This window comes from Salinifilum aidingensis (assembly GCF_054782015.1).
In genome coordinates this window covers 14,810-34,909 of the sequence record NZ_BAAGTH010000016.1, presented here as the reverse complement: position 1 = coordinate 34,909, position 20,100 = coordinate 14,810, and the positions used below count along the sequence as shown (strand labels likewise).

At 73.2% G+C, this 20,100-nt stretch carries 11 protein-coding genes; 10 read left to right on the top strand and 1 reads right to left on the bottom strand.

The genetic code is table 11. The features are described 5' to 3' along the window. Positions 1–295 precede the first annotated feature (295 nt). Positions 296–1,060 carry a bestrophin-like domain gene (locus ACYVJE_RS19475; protein ID WP_461145579.1) on the top strand — a complete coding sequence of 255 codons (765 nt, stop codon included), beginning with the start codon at positions 296–298 and terminating at the stop codon, positions 1,058–1,060. A 681-nt stretch (positions 1,061–1,741) separates the two neighbouring features. Here ACYVJE_RS19475 and ACYVJE_RS19470 read toward each other — a convergent pair. Then, complete coding sequence (locus ACYVJE_RS19470) at positions 1,742–2,434, bottom strand: 4'-phosphopantetheinyl transferase family protein (protein ID WP_461145578.1); 693 nt, start codon at positions 2,432–2,434, stop codon at positions 1,742–1,744. 188 nt (positions 2,435–2,622) lie between these two features. On the opposite strand from ACYVJE_RS19470, the gene ACYVJE_RS19465 reads away from it, so the two are divergent. From ACYVJE_RS19465 to ACYVJE_RS19425, 9 genes are all read left to right on the top strand, one after another. Next, on the top strand, positions 2,623–4,359 hold the full coding sequence (locus tag ACYVJE_RS19465) for an AMP-binding protein (RefSeq protein ID WP_461145577.1): 1,737 nt from the start codon (positions 2,623–2,625) through the stop codon (positions 4,357–4,359). A 28-nt stretch (positions 4,360–4,387) separates the two neighbouring features. Beyond that, positions 4,388–7,693 carry an acetyl-CoA carboxylase family protein gene (locus ACYVJE_RS19460; RefSeq protein WP_461145576.1) on the top strand — a complete coding sequence of 1,102 codons (3,306 nt, stop codon included), beginning with the start codon at positions 4,388–4,390 and terminating at the stop codon, positions 7,691–7,693. 205 nt (positions 7,694–7,898) lie between these two features. Further along, on the top strand, positions 7,899–9,191 hold the full coding sequence (locus ACYVJE_RS19455) for a glycosyltransferase family 87 protein (RefSeq protein ID WP_461145575.1): 1,293 nt from the start codon (positions 7,899–7,901) through the stop codon (positions 9,189–9,191). Between the two features lie 490 nt (positions 9,192–9,681). Further along, positions 9,682–14,247, top strand: coding sequence for a glutamate synthase large subunit (gene gltB / locus ACYVJE_RS19450; protein WP_461145574.1), 4,566 nt, complete (start codon positions 9,682–9,684; stop codon positions 14,245–14,247). Continuing rightward, on the top strand, positions 14,240–15,691 hold the full coding sequence (locus tag ACYVJE_RS19445; protein WP_459159253.1) for a glutamate synthase subunit beta: 1,452 nt from the start codon (positions 14,240–14,242) through the stop codon (positions 15,689–15,691). The genes gltB and ACYVJE_RS19445 overlap by 8 nt, the downstream gene beginning before the upstream one ends. Before the next feature lie 368 nt (positions 15,692–16,059). After that, positions 16,060–16,815: a crotonase/enoyl-CoA hydratase family protein gene (locus ACYVJE_RS19440; RefSeq protein ID WP_461145637.1), complete on the top strand. Its 756-nt coding sequence runs from the start codon at positions 16,060–16,062 to the stop codon at positions 16,813–16,815. Next, on the top strand, positions 16,812–17,465 hold the full coding sequence (locus ACYVJE_RS19435; protein ID WP_459159254.1) for a PaaI family thioesterase: 654 nt from the start codon (positions 16,812–16,814) through the stop codon (positions 17,463–17,465). Before ACYVJE_RS19440 ends, ACYVJE_RS19435 begins: the two co-directional genes overlap by 4 nt. 53 nt (positions 17,466–17,518) lie before the next feature. Next, entirely contained in the window at positions 17,519–19,057 is a 1,539-nt protein-coding gene (locus ACYVJE_RS19430; protein WP_461145573.1) for an acyl-CoA synthetase, read from the top strand. A gap of 56 nt (positions 19,058–19,113) precedes the next feature. Continuing rightward, positions 19,114–20,070: an LLM class F420-dependent oxidoreductase gene (locus ACYVJE_RS19425; RefSeq protein ID WP_461145572.1), complete on the top strand. Its 957-nt coding sequence runs from the start codon at positions 19,114–19,116 to the stop codon at positions 20,068–20,070. The last annotated feature ends 30 nt before the right edge of the window (positions 20,071–20,100 follow it).

Sequence of the window (20,100 nt, the reverse complement as noted above, 5' to 3'; positions counted from 1 at the left end):
GTCCCACGAAAGTGGAGCAGAATGCGGAAGGCTTCACCCGTGTCGGGGTTGTGCTCGGTCTTCGCCGTTGGCTACCACTGCTGTTGATTCCCTCGAGTGCAGTACTGCCGGGGAAATTCGCGAAGTTGGACCGTGCGGGGAATGCTCCACGCGGGGAAATTCTGCGAATATGCGGTGACGCGGCCTTGTCGTGCCTTCGCGGTTTCGGTAACGGTTTCCGGGGAAGTGCGCGCCGGGAAGCGTCCGTCCGGCGCGCGCCGTCACCGTCCGCTCGGAGCGAGCACGGAGGAGCGCGTTGCAGTCCTATGTGGTCGGTGTGGTGTGGGTTCTCGCGGCCGCGGGGTTCGGCGCGCTCTGCGCCTACTTCGTGCGCAGGCTGGGGAACGAGGAGGGGCGGCTCAACAACAACGAGGCCGCGGGACAGGTGTTCACCATCGTGAGCGGTCTGCAGGCGGTGGTGCTCGGTTTCATCCTCGTCACCCTGTTCGACACCGCCGATGACGCACGCCAGGGCGCTTACCGCGAGGCGCAGAACCTCGTCGCGGTGTCGTGGGCCGTGGAACCGCTCTCCCCGGGCGTCGGTGCGGAAGTCCGCACGCGCAGTGCGGAATATGCCAGAACGGTGCTCGACGAGGAATGGCCCCGGATGCGCGCCGGTGAGCCGCTCGGTGATCGGGGCTGGCAGCAGCTCGACGCGATCCGGCGTGCGCTGGGACGGGTGGCGGCCGAAGGGGAGTGGGCGGCGAACAGGCGAGGTGAGGCGGCCGGCCGGCTCGCGTCGGTGTACGAGGAGCGGCAGCAGCGCATCACCCGGGCCGCCGACCGCGATGTCGTCGCGGTGATGTGGTTCGTGCTCATCGGGGGGAGCTTCGCGTGCGTGCTGCTGCCGAACCTCTTCGGCGGAACGCGCCTGGGTCCGCACGTGCTCTTGGTGTCCACACTGGCCGGTGTCATGGCGTTGCTGCTGTTCGCCATCTTCCAGCTGCAGAACCCCTTCGGCGGGAGCCGCATCCCGCCGGAGGCCTTCCGATGGGCGCTGGGTCGGCTGGGAACCGCGTGATGGGTCCCGCGCGCACCGCCTCCGCCCTGGCCGCGGTGCTCGGCGCGCTCGGGGCCACCGGTCCGGACCCCGTCGCGCAGTCCTCCGAGCAGGCGCACGTCAGCGCGCCCGCGCGTGCTGCCCATGAGTCGCACCCGCAGTTCCCGGTGCCCGCGCCGTGCACGCCGGAGCCGCCGAGCCCGTCGACGCCGGTGGCGCCACCGAGACCACCGGTACCGCAGCCCCCGGCACCGCCGGAAACACCCGAGCTCCCAGCTCCTCCCGACCCCCCGACACCACCCGAGCCCCCCGAGCCGCCGGCACCGCCCGAACCGACGGAACCGGGCGAACCGGCTCCCCCGGAGCCCCCGGAGCCCCCGGAGCCCCCGGAGCGACCTGCGGGCGAACCGGTGGGTCCTCCGCCGAGCACGGCCCCGGCTCCCGCTTCGCCCGGCGCTTCCGCGAGCTCCCGACCCCCCGCTCCGGAATCCCCCGTTCCGCCGGTCCCTCCCGCGTCCGGTGCGCCGCTGCTGCCACCGCCGGAACGGGACTCCACTTCCGAGGCGGAGGAGCTGACGGAGAAGCGGCGGTGGGTGATGACCACGCTCGTGCTCGTCCTGGGAGCGTCGGCCGCCGCCCGAGCCCTGCGCCGGTGAACCCCGCGGTGTTGCTCCTGCGCGGTGAGCGCGTGTTCAGGCCTCCTCAGCGGGACGTCCCCGGCCGCGCGGAGGGGGGCAGCGCGGTGCGGGGGAGCAGCAGCGCGGCGAGGACGAGGCCGTCCTCGACCAGCCACCGGCCCGCCAGCCGGGTGCTGTGCTCCGGGGCCTCCAGTGCGCGCGGCAGGTGCGCCGCGAACTCCTCCCCGCGGAAGGTGATGTCGGCGTCCTCGAAGTCGAGCCAGCGGTGCGTCGCCGGGTACCAGGCCTTGAAGACGGCCTCCTTGGCGCAGAACAGCACGCGTCCCCAGTGCACGGATCCGTCCTGTGCGGACAGTTCGTGCAGGGCGGAGCGGTCGCGTTCGGTGGTGATGACCTCGAGCACGCCGTCGGGGAGGGGCTCGTGCGGCTCGGCGTCGATGCCGAGGCCGAGGACGCCGGGGAGCTGCTCGCCGCGGGCGGCGACCGCGGCCCGGTAACCGGTGCAGTGCGTGATGCTGCCGAGCACGCCCTCCGGCCAGACCGGCATCCCCCGGTCGCCGCGCGGCACGGGGCGCGGTGCGAGCCCCAGGCGCGCCATGGCCCGCCGGGCGCACCAGCGGCCGGTGCTGAACTCGCGGCGCCGCTTCGCGACGGCGCGGGTGATGAGCGCTTCCTCCTCCGGGAACAGGTGCACCTCGTCGGCGTCGGTGGTGGTCTCGGCCGCCGCGACGGCGGGCGGCAGCACTTTCTCGATCACGACCGCGCCCGGTGCCTGCTCGTCGACATGGGGGCAGCATACCCGCGGCGGGTGCGGTGCTCCGGTGGCGCGCAGCGGTTCTCCGCCTCCACGCGGCCCTTCTGCCGGCGAACGCGTTGTTGACACGTAGTGACGCGGTGTGCAGGCTGTGCCTCGACCGACTGGTCGGTATGAAGCGGAGGGGTGGCATGGACGTTTCCGCCTATCTCGACGAGGTCCGCGCGCGGCAACGCCGGGTCTGGCCGCCGGACATCCCGCAGCAGGTGCACTACCCGCTCGGCGAGGTCCCGGTCCCGGACCACCTCCGCCACTGGGCCGCGCGCGCCCCGGACCGCGCGGCGATCACCTTCTACGGCAGGACGATCGACTACGCGGAACTCGACGAGCTGTCCGACCGGTTCGCCGCGTGGCTGAGCTCGGTGGGGGTGCGTTCCGGCGACCGCGTCGCGGTCCTGCTGCCGAACTGCCCGCAGTTCACCATCGCGATGGTGGCGACGTTGAAGATCGGCGCGGTGCACGTGCCGGTCAACCCCATGTTCCAGCACCACGAGCTCGAGCACGAACTCGCCGACTCCGCGGCGGCGGTGCTCGTCGCGGCGCTCGACCGCCTCGGTCCGGTGGAGCAGGTCGCGGGGGCCACGAGCGTGCGCACGATCCTGCCGACCGATCCGGGTGCGTTCCTGCCGGGACGACCGGACTTGCCGGTCCCGGCATCGCTGCGGAACCAGGAGGCGGAGCACGGCCGCGCGGACGAGTGGTGGCGGGTGCACCGGTCCCCGCGCGCCGAACCGGTGCGGGTGGACCTCGACGCGCCCGCCGCGCTGAACTACACCGGCGGCACGACCGGGACGCCGAAGGGGTGCGTGCACACCCAGCGGAACATGCTCTACACGGCGGCCACGGCCGGTGCCGCCCGCCCGCCGCGGCGGCACAGCGGCCCGGACGTCTGCGCCGTGTACGTGCCCGTCTTCTGGATCGCGGGGGAGGACCTGGGCATCCTCGTCCCCCTCGTGCACGGGCACACCGTGGTGCTGTTCGCGCGCTGGGACGCCGACGCGGTGCTGGCCGCGGTGCAGCACCACCGCGTCACGGACATGATCGGCACCGCGGACAACTACGTCGAGCTGATGCGGCACCCCCGGTTCGCCGAGCACGACCTGTCCAGTCTCGACTGCCCGCGGGCCATGTCGTTCGTGCGGAAGCTGACCCCGGACCTGCGGCGCCAGTGGCGGGAGGCCGTGGGGGAGCACAGCGTGCTGCGCGAGGCCTCGTACGGCATGACCGAGACCCACACCGCCGACACCATCACGCACGGGTTCCAGGGCGGGGACGCCGACCTCAACAGCGAACCGGTGTTCTGCGGGCTTCCGGTTCCCGGCACCGACTTCATGGTGGTCGACCCGTCCGGTGGCGAGCCGCTTCCGCTGGGCAGCCGCGGGGAGATCGCGATCCGCACCCCCTCGTTGCTGACCGGGTACTGGGGCCGGCCGGAAGCCACCGCGGAGGTGCTGCGGGACGGGTGGTTGCACACCGGGGACATCGGCATGGTCGACGAGGACGGCTGCCTGCACTTCCTCGGCCGGAACAAGGAGATGATCAAGGTCAACGGGATGAGCGTCTTCCCGTCCGAAGTGGAGACCCTCGTGGCCCGCCACCCCGACGTGCTCGGCGTGGCCGTCGTGCCCGCGCCGGACCCCCGCTGCGGGCAGGTGCCCGTGGCGTTCGTCCAGCTCGGGCAGGACTCCGCCACCAGCGCTGCCGCGTTGGCGGAATGGGCGGGGGAGAACATGGCGGCCTACAAAGTGCCGCGCGTCGAGCTCGTGGCCGAGCTGCCCATGACGGCGACCGGGAAGATCAAGAAGGGGCAGCTGCTCGAGCGCGCCGAGCGGTCGGGCACGCAGCGCTCCGCACCGGAGGGCGAGTGACGTGCGCGGGGACGCGAGGAGGGACGCGATGTCCGGGGAGACGTTCAGCCGGGTGCTCATCGCCAACCGCGGCGAGGTGGCACGGCGCATCGCCCGGGCGGCCGAGGTCGCCGGGCTGGAGACCGTGACCGTGCACTCCACCGATGATGCTCACGCTCCGCACGTGCGCAGCGGTGACGGTTCCGCGGCGCTGCCGCAGGCCGGCCCGGGCGCGTACCTGGACATCCCGGGGCTGCTCGACGCGGCGGTCAGCAGCGGTGCCGACGCGGTCCACCCCGGCTACGGGTTCCTCTCGGAGAGCGCGGAGTTCGCCCGCGAGTGCGGCAAGCGGGGGCTGATGTTCATCGGCCCCTCCGCGGACGTGCTCGACCTGTTCGGGGACAAGTCCGCCGCGCGCGAGATCGCGGCGGAACTGGGAATTCCGACGCCGGAGGGGACGGCCGCACCGGTCTCCCCGGAGCGGTTGCGGGAGTTCGTCGCGGGTTCGCCGGCGGGCGCGGTGCTCAAAGCGGTCTCCGGTGGGGGCGGGCGCGGCATGCGCGTGCTCACCTCCGCCGAGGAGGTGGACGCGGCCTTCACCGCGTGCCGCGCGGAGGCGCAGGCCGCGTTCGGCTCCGCGCAGCTCTACGCCGAACGGCTCGTGCCGGACGCGCGGCACGTCGAAGTGCAGGTCCTCGGCGACGGCGCGCAGGCCGTCCACCTGTGGGACCGGGACTGCAGCGTGCAGCGGCGGCAGCAGAAGCTGCTCGAGACCGCGCCGGCCGACCACCTGCCCGGACAGGTGCGGGAGGCGATGTTCGACGCCGCCACCCGGCTGGCCCGGCACGCCGGCCTGCGCGGCGTGGCCACGGTCGAGTTCCTCGTCTCCGGTGAGCGGTTCGTCTTCTGCGAGGTCAACCCGCGGTTGCAGGTCGAGCACACCGTCACCGAGGAGGTCCTCGGCATCGACCTCGTGCGCCACCAGTTCGCCCTCGCCGGCGGTGCGGGCCTGGACGAGCTCGGCTACGCCGCGGGGCCGCCCCAGCCGCGCGGGACGGCGCTGCAGGTGCGGATCAACGGGGAGACGCCGCACCCCGACGGCGGTGTGACCGTCCAGGTGGGAACGCTGACCGGGTTGTGCCTGCCCAGCGGGCGGGGCGTGCGCGTGGAATCGGGGGTGCGCACCGGGCAGCGCACCAACCCGCGGTTCGACTCGCTGCTGGCCAAGGTCGTCGTGCACGACCCGGCCGGGTTCGACGCGGCCGTCCGGTCGGCGCAGCGGGCGCTGGCGGACACCGCGGTGAGCGGCATCGGGTGCAACCTCGCGCTGCAGCGCGCGATCCTGCGCAGCAGCGCGTTCCGGCAGCGGGAGTGCCGCACGGACTTCGTCGACTCCGAGCTCGCGCAGCTGCTCGCCGATGCCGAGGAGCACGCGGCCGGGGAACAGGCGACCGGGGAACAGGCGGAGGTCGGGAGGACCGCCCCGGCAGGGGGCCCCGGTCCGGCCGGGAACACCGCGCACGAGGATCTCCCGGACGCGGTCGCGGCACCGCTGAGCGGATCGGTGGCCGCGCTCGCCGTGCAGCCGGGCGATCAGGTCCGAGCCGGTCAGGAGCTCGTCACGCTCGAGGCGATGAAGATGCGCCACGGCGTGCCCGCCGACCGCGCGGGCGTGGTCTCCGAGCTGCGGTGCGCTCCCGGGGACGTCGTGCAGGCCGGTCAGCCGCTGCTGGTGCTCGAGCCGACCGGGGAGGTGGCCGCGGACGGCGCCGTCGACGCCGAGCCCGACCCCGAGCACGTCCGCGGCGACCTCCGCCGCGTGCTCGACAGGCGGGCCCTGCGGTTCGACGAGGCCCGTCCGCAGGCTGCGGGCAAGCGGCACGCCCGCGGCATGCGCACGGCGCGGGAGAACATCGACGCCCTCGTCGACCGCGGCACGTTCCGGGAGTTCGGCGGCTTCGCCGTGGCGACGCAGCGCAGCCGGCGCGACACCGACGACCTCGTCGCCAACACCCCCGCCGACGGGATGGTGACCGGCTTCGGCGAGGTCAACGGCGCGTGGTTCGGCGCCGGTGCGAGCACGTGCGCCGTGCTCGCCTACGACTACACCGTGCTGGCCGGCACCCAGGGCTACGCCAACCACCGCAAGACCGACCGGGTGCTCGACCTCGCACGGCGGCGCGGGACTCCCGTGGTGCTGTTCGCCGAGGGCGGTGGTGGCCGGCCGGGTGATGTGGACGCACCAGGAGTGGCCGGTCTCGACACGAGGTCGTTCAGCGCGCTGGGGGAGCTGAGCGGACGCGTGCCGACGGTGGGCGTCGCCGCCGGGCGCTGCTTCGCCGGGAACGCGGCGCTGCTGGGCACGTGCGACACCGTGATCGCCACGCGCGACGCCAGCATCGGGATGAGCGGTCCCGCCATGATCGAAGGGGCGGGGCTGGGCACCTTCTCCCCGGAGGAGATCGGCCCGATCGGGGTGCAGAAACGCAACGGCGTGGTCGACATCGCGGTCGAGGACGAGGCCGAAGCGGCCGAGGCCGCCCGGCGCTACCTCGCCTACTTCCAGGGGGAGCTGGCGGAGTTCACCGAGCCGGACCAGCGCCGCCTGCGGCACGTGGTGCCGGAGGACCGCACCCGCGCCTACGACGTGCGCGCGGCGGTGGACCTGCTGTGCGACACCGGATCGGTGCTGCCGCTGCGGCCGGACTACGGCCCGTGCGTGGTCACCGCACTGGCCCGGATCGGCGGCCGGCCGGTCGGGATGCTCGCCAACAACCCGGCGGTCGCCGGCGGGGCGATCGACGGGGACGGGGCGGACAAGATCGCGCGGCTGATGCAGCTGTGCGAGGTCTTCGGGCTGCCGATCGTGTCGCTGTGCGACACCCCGGGGTTCATGGTCGGACCGCGCTCCGAGGAGGAGGCCACCGTGCGCCGGTTCGGGCGCCTGTTCGTCCGCGGGGCGCGGCTGACCGTGCCCGTGGTCGCGGTGGTGCTGCGGAAGAGCTACGGGCTGGGCGCCATGGCGATGGCCGGGGGGTCGCTGGCGAACCCCGCGGCGACCGTCTCGTGGCCGAGCGGGGAGTTCGGCGGGATGGGCCTGGAGGGCGCGGTGCGCCTGGGCTACCGCCGCGAGCTGGAGGCCATCGCCGACCCCGACGCGCGGCAGCGCCGCCACGACCAGCTCGTCGCCGAGCTGTACGAGCTCGGCGGGGCGTTGAACGCGGCGACGCACCTGGAGATCGACGAGGTCGTCGACCCCGCCGAGACGCGCAGCTGGGTCCTGTCCGCACTGCCTGCGGTCGCGCGCACCGGGTGGGTCAATCCGCACGCGCGGGTCGCCGTCGATCCCTGGTGACCGTTGCCCCCGGGGCCCGAGCATGGCGGCGCCGGTCCCGCCCGGTCGCGGAACGGCGCGGACACGCGGCAGGTCGGATGCGTCCGCGGGCGTCCCGTGGGATAGAGTTTGTCGGCTTCTACGGGTGATGACCAGGGCCCGCCGGTCGATGAACCAGAACGGATTCACGTCCCTGGACGGGCGGACGACCGAGAGGACGACACAGGTGGCCACGGTGGACGTCAAGCCGAGCCGCGCGGTCCCCGAACCCGGGGGCGGGGCTCGGACCCGGCTTCGCGGATTCGTGACGCGGTACGCGAACGCTCTCATCATCGCCAGCATCCCGGTGTTGCTGGGGTCGATGGCCGTCATGATGGCGTGGGGGCGCGCCGGGATCTCCGAGGACTACGCGATCGACTACCAGGTGTACCGGTGGGCCGTGGGGACCTGGGTGTCCGGTGGGGAGCTCGTGGGCAACGCCCCCGTGGTGAGCACGGGGCAACCCCTGCCGTGGGTGTACCCGCCGTTCGCGCTGCTGCCGTTGGCCCCGTTCGCGCTGCTGCCGTTCGAGGCCGGCATCACCGCGCTGTTCCTCGTCGACCTGCTGGCGATCGGCAGCACCCTGTACCTGGTGACCCGGCACATGTGGCCGAGCGTCGGCGCGCGCGGTGCCGCGGCCGTGGCGATGAGCGCCCTGTCGCTGACCCCCTTCCTGGAGCCGGTCTACTCCTCGTTCGGCCTGGGGCAGGTCAACATCGTCCTCATGGGGCTGGTCGCGGTCGACTGCCTCGCCCGCTCGCCCCGCTGGCCCCGCGGGCTGCTCGTCGGCATCGCCGCGGCGATCAAGCTCACCCCGGCGGCGTTCCTGCTGTTCTTCGTGATCAACCGGCGCTACCGGGCCGCCGTCGTGACCGTGGTGACCGCCGCCGCCGGCACGTTGGCCGGGTTCGCCGTGCACTGGAAGGCCGCGGTCGCGTACTGGTTCGGCGCGGGTCCGGCCAGCGGTGTGAACGGTTCGGCGTTCCACACCAACCAGTCCATCCGCGGCGCGCTGGCCCGCCTCGGCATGCCGGAGAGCACCGAGCTGCTGCTGTGGGGCGCTGCCTGCATCGTGTGCGTCGCGATCGTCACCTTCGCCGTGCACCGCCTCGATCCGGTGCTGGGCGTGCTGGCCACGGGGTTGCTGGCGTTGCTGATCTCGCCGACGTCGTGGTCGGACCACTGGGTCTGGTGCGCTCCCGCGCTGCTGGTCATGATCGGCCACGCGGTGCGCGGACGCAGCGCCGGCTGGTCGGTGGTCGCCGCGATCACCCTGGCGGTGACGGTGACCGCGACGTTCACGTACGTCCCGTTCACGGACCCGTGGACGAAGACCCAGCACCTGGTGGGCAACCCCTACTTCCTCTGGGGGTCGGTGCTGGTGGCGCTGCTGGGGCTGCGGGCCTGGTTCGCCGGTCCGCGCTCCCGCGGCCCCGCGGCTCCGCGGGGTTCGGTCTCCGCGGAGGCCCAGGTGTCCTGAGCGGTCCGCGGTTCGGCTGCCGACCGGCCGCGCCGGACGACTGCGCGTGGTGCTCCTGCCGCGCGGGTCCCCGGCGCGGCCGGATTTGTTTTGCCCCGCGGGTCGGTGCAGGAACAACCGATGTTGCCGGTGCGGAAACGCGGCGGAAGAATTGCGTCCCGCGCGAATTCGGCGCGGTTTTGCGCGGGGAGAAGGCGGCGCACCGGCCGGTGACGTAGCCCACGTGCGCGCCCGCGGCTTCGGCGTTCCCCGCCATGTGGGCCGAAATCGCAGGTCAGAGCGGGTGATGGCGGGGTCTTGGCGGCATCGGGCGCATCCGGCGCTGGGCCTTTCGGAGGTCGACGACCCGTAGTGTTCGCCGCACGTGATCTGTACAGTTCCCGGAACTGGCCAAGAGTGCAACGGCGCATCCTTTTGTCAGTGCCCCCCTTCGGATTTCGCTGCCGCGCGCTACGAGCGCGCGCGGCACGGCCTGACTACGGGAGGTTCGATGCCCCACTCGCAGCATTCGGAGCACGCGGTGCGCCCCCGCACGTCCGGAGGTCTCCACGACCCCCGGCAGGAGCACGACGCGTGCGGTGTCGCGTTCGTCGCTGACCTGCGCGGACGGCACAGCCACGAGCTCGTCGAGCAAGCCCTGACCGCCCTGCGGAACCTGGAGCACCGGGGTGCCAAGGGCGCGGATCCGGGGACCGGTGACGGCGTGGGTCTGCTGACGCAGATCCCGGACGCGTTCCTCCGCGACGTCGTCGACTTCCCCCTGCCGCCCACCGGGTCGTACGCGGTGGGCACGGCGTTCCTGCCGGACGATGCGCACGCAGCCGACAGCGCGGTCGCGGGCGTGGAGCGCATCGCGGCCGAGGAGGGGATGCGCGTCCTCGGTTGGCGGGAGCTGCCGGTCCGCGCGGACCGCGCCGGGCAGCTGGCGCGCGGTGTCATGCCGCGCTTCCGGCAACTGTTCCTCGGCGCCGACGAGCAGGCGGGGGAGCTCCCCCGCACCGCGCTGGAACTCGACCGGCGCGCCTTCTGCGTCCGCAAACGCGCCGAGCACGAACTCGACGTGTACTTCCCGAGCCTGTCGGCGCGGACGCTGGTCTACAAGGGCATGCTCACCGAGCAGCAGCTGCCCGACTTCTACCCCGACCTGACCGACGAGCGGTTCACCAGCGCCATCGGCCTGGTGCACTCGCGGTTCTCCACGAACACGTTCCCGTCGTGGCCGCTGGCGCACCCGTACCGGTTCGTCGCGCACAACGGCGAGATCAACACCCTGGGCGGCAACCGCAACTGGATGCGGGCGCGGGAGAGCCTGCTCGACACCGATCTCATCCCCGGTGACCTGCAGCGCGTCTGCCCGGTGGCCACGCCGGGCGGCAGCGACTCGGCGACGTTCGACGAGGTGCTCGAGCTGCTGCACCTCGGCGGGCGCAGCCTGCCGCACTCGGTGCTCATGATGATCCCGGAGGCGTGGGAGAACCACGACGAGATGGATCCGCACCGCCGGGCGTTCTACGAGTACCACAACTACTTGATGGAGCCGTGGGACGGACCGGCGCTGGTCGCGTTCACCGACGGCACCCAGATCGGCGCCGTGCTCGACCGCAACGGCCTGCGGCCGGGCCGGTACTGGATCACCGAGGACGGCCTGGTGGTGCTCGCCAGCGAGGTCGGCGTGCTGGACATCGCGCCCGAGCGGGTGGCCCGCAAGGGGAGGCTCCAGCCCGGCCGCATGTTCCTGGTCGACACCGAGCAGGGCCGCGTCGTCGACGACGACGAGATCAAGGGCGGGCTCGCCGACGAAGCGCCGTACCAGCGGTGGCTGGACGACGGGCTGGTGCGGCTGGAGGAGCTGCCCGAGCCGGAGCACGAGCCGGTGCGCCACGACTCGCTGGTGCGGCGGCAGCAGCTGTTCGGCTACACGCAGGAGGAGCTCGGGGTGCTGCTCGACCCGATGGCCCGCGACGCGGCCGAACCGGTCGGGTCGATGGGCAACGACGTGCCGCTCGCCGGCTACGCGCAGCGCCCGCGTGCCCTGTTCGACTACTTCACGCAGTTGTTCGCGCAGGTCACGAACCCTCCGCTGGACGCCATCCGGGAAGAGCTGGTGACCTCGCTGCAGACCCACGTCGGGCCGGAGCACAACCTGCTCGACGAGCGGCCGGAGTCCTGCCAGCAGCTCGTGCTGCCCTACCCGGTGCTGGACAACGACCAGCTGGCCAAGGTCACCGCGCTGCGCGACGACGAGCGGTACCCGCACCTGCGCTCGGCCGTCGTGGACATCACCTATCCCGTCGCCGGCGGGGGAGCGGCGCTGCGCAGCCGGTTGGACCAGATCGCCGAGGAGGTCTCGGCCGCGGTCGAGGAGGGCGCGCGGATCCTCGTGCTGTCCGACGAGGGCGCCGACGAGCAGCGGGCCCCGATCCCCTCGCTGCTGGCCACCGGCGCGGTGCACCACCACCTGGTGCGGGAGAAGAAGCGCACCAGGATGGGCCTGGTCGTGCGGGCCGGTGACGTCCGCGAGGTGCACCACGTCGCGGTGCTGCTGGGCTACGGCGCGGCGGCGGTCAACCCGTACCTGGCGATGGCCGCGGTCGAGGACCGGGTCAACAACGGCGTGCTGCGCGGCCCCGACGCGCAGCAGGCCACGGGCAACCTCATCAAGGCCCTGGGCAAGGGTGTCCGCAAGACGATGTCCAAGATGGGCGTGTCCACGGTGTCCTCCTACACCGGGGCGCAGATCTTCGAGGCCGTCGGTCTGGGCGAGGAGGTCGTCCAGCGGTGCTTCACCGGAACGACCTCGCGGCTCGGCGGTGTGGACTTCGACGTGCTCGCCGAGGAGGTCGCCCAGCGGCACCGGCTGGCCTACCCGCGGGACGGCGTCGCGGCGCCGCACCGCGAACTGCCGGACGGCGGGGAGTACCAGTGGCGGCGCGAGGGCGAGCCGCACCTGTTCAACCCGAAGACGGTGTTCAAGCTGCAGCACTCCACCCGCGCCGGCCGCTACGAGACGTTCAAGGAGTACACCGGGGCCGTCGACGAGCAGTCGCGCGAGCTGATGACGCTGCGCGGGTTGTTCCGCTTCCGCACCGGCGAGCGCGAGCCGGTCCCGGTCGAGGAGGTCGAACCGGTCTCGTCGATCGTGCAGCGGTTCGCCACCGGCGCCATCTCCTACGGTTCGATCTCGCAGGAGATGCACGAGGTGCTGGCCGTCGCGATGAACCGCATCGGGGGCAAGTCCAACACCGGCGAGGGCGGTGAGGACGCGGACCGGTTCACCCCGGACAGCAACGGCGACTCCCGCCGCTCGGCGATCAAGCAGGTGGCTTCTGGGCGGTTCGGGGTGACCAGCGAGTACTTGGTCAACGCCGATGACCTGCAGATCAAGATGGCGCAGGGGGCCAAGCCGGGCGAAGGCGGTCAGTTGCCGGGCGGCAAGGTCTACCCGTGGATCGCCAAGACGCGGCACTCCACGCCGGGGGTGGGGTTGATCTCGCCGCCGCCGCACCACGACATCTACTCGATCGAGGACCTGGCGCAGCTCGTCCACGACCTGAAGAACGCCAACGACCGCGCGCGGGTGCACGTCAAGCTCGTCAGCGAGTTGGGCGTGGGCACGGTGGCGGCCGGCGTGTCCAAGGCGCACGCGGACGTGGTGCTCGTCTCCGGCCACGACGGCGGCACCGGGGCCTCCCCGCTGTCCTCGATCAAGCACGCGGGCGCGCCGTGGGAGCTGGGTCTGGCCGAGACGCAGCAGACGCTGCTGGCCAACCAGCTCCGCGACCGGATCACCGTGCAGACCGACGGGCAGCTCAAGACCGGTCGCGACGTGGTCGTCGCCGCGCTGCTCGGCGCCGAGGAGTACGGCTTCGCCACGGCGCCGCTGGTGGTCTCCGGCTGCGTGATGATGCGGGTGTGCCACCTGGACACCTGCCCGGTGGGCGTGGCCACGCAGAACCCGCAGCTGCGGGAGAAGTTCAGCGGCAAGGCCGACTACGTGGTGAACTTCTTCGAGTTCATCGCCCAGGAGGTGCGGGAGTACCTGGCGCAGCTGGGTTTCCGGACCCTGGACGAGGCGATCGGCCGTTCCGAGCTGCTGGACACCTCCGAAGCGGTGCGGCACTGGAAGACCGAGGGGCTCGACCTCGGCGCGATCACGCGCATGCCGGAACTGCCGGAGGGCGCGTCGCTGCACCGCACCACCGAGCAGGACCACGGCCTGCGGCACGCGCTGGACAACACGCTCATCCAGCTGTGCGAGGGGGCGCTGCGCGACGGCACCCCGGTGCGGCTGGACATGCCGATCCACAACGTCAACCGCACCGTGGGCACCATGCTCGGTGCCGAGGTGACCCGCTGCTGGGGCGGTTCCGGCCTGCCGGACGACACGATCGACGTGACGTTCAGCGGTGCGGCCGGGCAGTCGTTCGGCGCGTTCCTGCCGGCGGGCGTCACGCTGCGCCTGCAGGGCGACGCCAACGACTACGTCGGCAAGGGGCTCTCCGGCGGGCGGCTGGTCGTGCGGCCCGACGACAACGCCGCGTTCGCGGCGGAGCGCAACACGATCGCGGGCAACGTGCTCCTCTACGGCGCCACCGGCGGGGAGCTGTTCGTCCGCGGCACGGTCGGCGAGCGGTTCTGCGTGCGCAACTCCGGCGCGACAGCGGTCGTCGAGGGCGTCGGCGACCACGGGTGCGAGTACATGACGGGTGGGCGCGCCGTCGTGCTCGGCGAGATCGGGCGGAACTTCGCCGCCGGCATGTCCGGGGGGACCGCCTACGTGCTCGACCTGGACCCGTTCCGGGTCAACACGGCCATGGTGGACATCGATCCGCTGGACGGGTCGGACCGGGAGTTCCTGCACGACGCGGTTCGACGCCACTTCGAGCAGACCGAGTCCGCGGTGGCCCGCGAGCTGCTGGCGGACTGGGACCTCGCGGTCGAACGCTTCGGCAAGATCATGCCGCGCGACTTCAAGCGCGTGCTGACCGCGCGCCAGCAGGCCGAACGCGACGGCCGCGACGTCAACGAGGCGATCATGGAGGCCGCACATGGCTGACCCCAAGGGCTTTCTCACCACTCCCCGCAGGACCCCGCAGCGCCGGCCCGTCGACGTGCGGATCAAGGACTGGCGGGAGGTCTACCTCGAGCTCGACGGTTCCGAGCTCACCAAGCAGGCGGGGCGCTGCATGGACTGCGGCATCCCGTTCTGCCACCAGGGCTGCCCGCTCGGGAACCTGATCCCGGAGTGGAACGACCTCGTCTGGCGCGAGGACTGGGCCGCCGCGGCGGAACGGCTGCACGCCACGAACAACTTCCCCGAGTTCACCGGGACGTTGTGCCCCGCGCCGTGCGAGGCGGCCTGCGTCGTCGGCATCAACGACGATCCGGTGTCGATCAAGCAGGTCGAGATCGAGATCATCGACCGCGCGTGGCAGGAGGGCTGGGTGCGCCCGCAGCTGCCGCGCACGCGCACCGGCAGGTCGGTGGCGGTCATCGGCTCCGGGCCCGCCGGCCTGGCGGCCGCGCAGCAGCTCACCCGCGCGGGGCACACCGTCGTGGTGTACGAGCGGGCCGACCGCATCGGCGGTCTGCTGCGCTACGGCATCCCCGAGTTCAAGATGGAGAAGCGGCGGCTGGACCGCAGGCTCGGGCAGATGCGCGCGGAGGGGACCGAGTTCCGCACCGGCGTCGAGGTCGGGGTGGACGTGACCGTCGAGCAGCTCGAGGCCGACTACGACGCGGTCGTGCTCGCCGGCGGCGCCGCGCAGGCGCGCGAGCTCCCGCTGCCCGGGCGGGAGCTCGACGGCGTGCACCAGGCGATGGAGTTCCTCCCGCTGGCCAACCGGGTGCAGGAGGGCGATCTCGCCGAACCGCCGCTCAGCGCCGCGGGCAAGGACGTGGTCATCATCGGCGGCGGTGACACCGGCGCGGACTGCCTCGGCACGGCGCACCGCCAAGGGGCGAACTCGGTGACCCAGCTGGAGATCATGTCCACGCCGCCGGCGTCGCGCCCCGACGGCCAGCCGTGGCCGACCTACCCGATGGTCTACCGCGTCTCCTCGGCGCACGAGGAGGGCGGGCAGCGCCTGTACTCGATCAACACCCAGCGGTTCCTGGGTGACGAGCGGGGCGGTCTGCGGGGCTTGAGCGTCGTCGACGTGGAGTGGGCCGACGGCGGTTTCCAGCCCGTGCCGGGCACGGAACGCGAGCTGCCGGCGCAGCTGGCCCTGCTGGCGATGGGCTTCACCGGCCCGGAGCGGGCGGGGCTGGTCGACGAGCTCGGCGTGGACCTGGACGAGCGCGGCAACGTGGCGCGCAGCGAGCAGTTCATGACCTCGGTCGACGGCGTGTTCAGCGCCGGGGACATGGGTCGCGGCCAGTCGCTGATCGTGTGGGCGATCTCCGAGGGGCGCGCGGCGGCGGCGGGTGTGGACCGCTACCTCACCGGTCGGGACGTGCTGCCGGCGCCCATCGGGCCGGCGGACCGCCCGCTGACGTGAGGCGCTCCCCGCGGTGAGCGCACCGGGTGCGTCGGATTCCTTCCGGCGCACCCGGTTTCGCGCGCAGGTCCCTCCGGCCCGCGGTGCGCGGGCCGCGCTCGCCGCAGCGCCCCGCCCGGCCCGGGTGCCGCGGGGGAGCTCTCCGCCCGCCCGCGCCGGCAGCGCGGTGGCGCGGCGCGCTCGTCGATCGGCGGGATGTGTTGTACCGCACCGCGGCCGCGTGGCACGCTGACACCGACAGACCGGACGGTCGGTCTGTCCGGTCCGGGTGGTCGGCCAGGGAGCCCGCCTTCGCCCGGTCCGCATCGGGATCCGGCCGAGGAGGGGATGTGGACGAGGCGGGGCGGACCCAGGACGCAGCGGGGAACGTGCGCACGACGACGAGCGCCGGCGTCGCGGTGATCACCATCGACCGCCCGCGCGCCCGCAACGCCGTCGACCGCACCACCGCCGAGGAGCTGGCCGCAGCGCTCGACGCGTTCGACGCCGATCCGGAGGCGGTCGTGGGCGTGCTCACCGGCGCGGGCGGCACGTTCAGCGCGGGCATGGATCTCAAGGCCTTCAGCCGCGACGGGGAGCGGCCCTCGCTGCCGGGGCGCGGTTTCGGCGGCCTGACCGAACGTCCGCCGGAGAAACCGCTCATCGCCGCTGTGGAGGGCTGGGCGCTCGCCGGCGGCTGCGAGATGGCCCTGGCCTGCGACCTCGTCGTCGCCGCCCGCGACGCCCGGTTCGGCCTGCCCGAGGTGGCGCGCGGTCTCGTCGCCGCCGCGGGCGGACTGCTGCGGCTGCCGAAGGCGCTGCCGTACCAGCTGGCCATGCGCATCGCGCTGACCGGGGAGTCGTTCACCGCCCCGTTCGCCGCGGAGCACGGTCTCGTCGCCGCGCTGGCGGAATCCGGCGAGGCCTTGTCGGAGGCGCAGGACCTGGCCGCGCGCATCGCGAGCAACGGACCGCTGGCCGTGCGCGCCACCAAGCGCGTCGTCGCCGACGCGGTGCGGTGGACCGACGCGGAGGCGTTCTCCCGCCAGCGGGACCTCGTCGCTCCCGTGTTCGCCTCCGCCGACGCCCAGGAGGGCGCTCGCGCTTTCGCCGAGAAGCGCGCGCCGGTCTGGCGGGGCGAATGAGCGGCGAGCGCCGACGCCACGAGGCCGTGCGCGTGCTGGGCGAGGCCCTGCGCGAGCTCAACACGGCTGCGGTGTCCACCGAGGTGACCGAAGCCGAGCTGCGCGCCGTGGCCGAGGACGTCCGCGAGCACACCGCGCGGTTGCGGGCGCGCACGCGCGATCCGGGGCAGCGGGGGAGCGCGGAGGACGGCGAGCGACCGCGCGCGTTCAACCCCGCGGTCGGCCCGGGGAACCCGTTCGCCCCGCCGCTGCGGGTGGAGATCGTCGACGGGCGCGCCGTCGGGCGGTGCACCCTGGGCCCGATGCACGAAGGACCGCCGGGGTACGCGCACGGCGGCGTCAGCGCCCTGCTGCTGGACCAGGTCCTCGGGCACGCCCACGCGGCCCGCGGGCGACCCGGCATGACCGTGCAGCTCTCGCTGCGCTACCGCAGGCCGGTCCCGCTGCGCGAACCCCTCGTCCTCACCGGGGAGGTCGAGGAGGACGAAGGCGGGCGCTGGACCCGGTCGACCGCGACGATCGCGACCGAGGCCGATCCGGGGACGGTCGCGGTGCGGGCGGAGGGGAGGTTCGTCGTCCCCAGCGCCGAGCAGAACCGCCGGCTGTTCGGCGCCGACCGCGATCCGAGGAGGGGGCGCGCGGGCCGGTGAAACCGGTCGTGCCCGGCGGCACGTCCCAACTCGGCGATGACGCGGAGGTCGTGATGCACCCAGGAGTCCACGCAGCCGAAACCCCCGAACGCCCCGCCGTGGTCGCGGCGGAGACCGGGGCGGTCCTCACCTACGGCGAACTGGAGGAGCGCTCCGCCCGGTTGGCCAACGTCTTTGGCGAGCGCGGCCTCGTCGAGGGCGACGCCGTCGCCGTGCTCACCGACAACGATCCGCGCGGTTACGAGGTGTACTGGGCCGGCGTGCGCGCCGGGCTGTACGTGTGCGCGGTGAACAGCCACCTGACCGCGGACGAGGTCGCCTACGTGGTCGACGACGCGCAGGCGCGCGTGCTCGTCGTGTCCGCGGCTCTGCGCGAGGTGGCCGAAGCGGTCGCCGACCGGTTGCCCGCGGTGACCGCGTTGTTGAGCTACGGCGGCGAGGTCGCCGGGTACCGCCCCCTCGACGAGGCCCTGGCGGAGGTCTCGCCGCGCAGGCCCGAACGCGAACCGCAGGGGGCCGCGCTGCTGTACTCCTCCGGCACGACCGGGCTGCCCAAGGGCATCAAGCCGCCCCTGCCGGGCTGCGCGCTCGGGGAGGCCGCGGATGCGCTGCTGGATCTGCTCAGCGGCGTGTACGGGGTGGACTCCTCGAGCGCCTACCTCTCGCCCGCGCCCTTCTACCACGCCGCGCCGCTGCGCTACAGCACGGCGGTGCACTCCCTCGGCGGGACCGTGGTGCTCATGCACCGGTTCGACGCGGAGGCGGCGCTGGCCTCGATCGAGCGCCACGGCGTCACGCACAGCCAGTGGGTGCCGACGATGTTCGTGCGCATGCTCCGGCTCGACCGGCGGGTGCGCGAGCGCTACGACCTGTCCGCGCACCGGGTGGCGATCCACGCGGCCGCGCCGTGCCCGCCCGACGTCAAACGCGCCATGATCGACTGGTGGGGGCCGATCCTGCACGAGTACTACTCCTCGACCGAGGCGATCGGGATGACGCTCATCGACAGCGAGCAGTGGCTGGCCAGACCCGGGTCGGTGGGGCGCGCGGTCGTGGGCGAGCCGCACGTGTGCGACGAGGACGGCACCGAGCTCGCAACGGGCGAGATCGGCGCGGTGTACTTCGAACGGGACGAGGTCCCGTTCGAGTACCTCGGGGATCCGGAGAAGACCCGCGCGAGCAGGCACCCGGAGCACGGGAACTGGGCCACGGTGGGCGATCTCGGCTACCTCGACGAGGAGGGCTTCCTCTACCTCACCGACCGCGCGGGGAACATGATCATCTCGGGCGGGGTGAACATCTACCCGCAGGAGGTGGAGAACGTCCTGCTCGGACACCCCGAGGTGCTCGACGCCGCCGTGTTCGGTGTCCCCGACCCGGAGATGGGCGAGTCCGTGCGGGCGGTGGTCTCCCCGGTGGCGCAGGAGCGTGCCGGCCCGGAGCTGGAGCGCGACGTCATCGACCACGTGCGCACCCGCGTGGCGCACTACAAAGCGCCCCGCGGCGTCGATTTCGTGCAGGAGGTGCCGCGCACCCCCACGGGCAAGCTCCTGCGCGAGCAGCTGCGGCAGCGCTACGCCGAGCGGTCGTGACGCCGCAGCCCGCGTTCCCCGACGAAGCAGTCCCCCGATGAGGAGGAGAGGTACCCGTGACACGACGCTGGGGCATCACCGTGCCGTTCGCCGAGATCCCGCTGGCGGAGCAGCGGAGTCTCATCGCAGAGTTGCCCGACCTCGGCTACACCGACGTGTGGTCCGCGGAGGCCAACGGGGCCGACGCGTTCACGCCGTTGGCCCTCGCGTCCACGTGGGCGCCGAGCCTGCGGTTGGGCACGGCGATCGTCCCGGTGTTCACGCGCGGGCCGGCGACGCTGGCGATGAGCGCGGCGACGCTGGCCGCCGCCGCACCGGGGCGGTTCGCGCTCGGGATGGGCACGTCCTCGGACGTCATCGTGCAGTCCTGGAACGACATGGCCTTCACCGAGCCGTTCAAGCGGGTGCGGGACACGCTGCGCTTCCTGCGCACGGCGTTCACCGGGGAGAAGGTCACCGAGCAGTACGACACGTTCGGCGTCGACGGCTTCCGCCCGGGCCTCGTCCCGGACGTCCCGCCGCCGATGCTCGTGGCTGCGCTGCGGCCCGGCATGCTGCGGCTGGCCGGCCGGGAGGGCGACGGTGCGATCCTGAACTGGCTCTCCCCCGCGGACGTGCGCACGGTGGCGCCGTACGTGCGCGAAGGCGGGGCGGACAAGGAGATCGTGGCCCGCATCTTCGTCGTGCCGGACACCGATGCGGACACGGCGCGCGGGATCGCCAAGCGCCACCTGGCCGCGTACCTGAACGTGCCCGTGTACCGGAAGTTCCACGAGTGGCTCGGCCGCGAGGAGCTCGCGCCGATGTGGCAGGCGTGGGAGCGGGGGGACCGCAGGGGCGCCCTGGAGGCGATCCCGGACCGCGTCGTCGACGACCTCGTGGTCCACGGTCCGGCGGAGCACTGCCGCGAGCGCATTCAGTCCTATGTGGACAACGGTGTGACCACGCCGGTCATCGCGCTGATCGCCCCGGGCGATCCGAGCGCTGCGGTGCGCGCGCTGGGGCGGCGCTGACCGCGAGGCAGCGCCGCGGCGCCGCGGGCG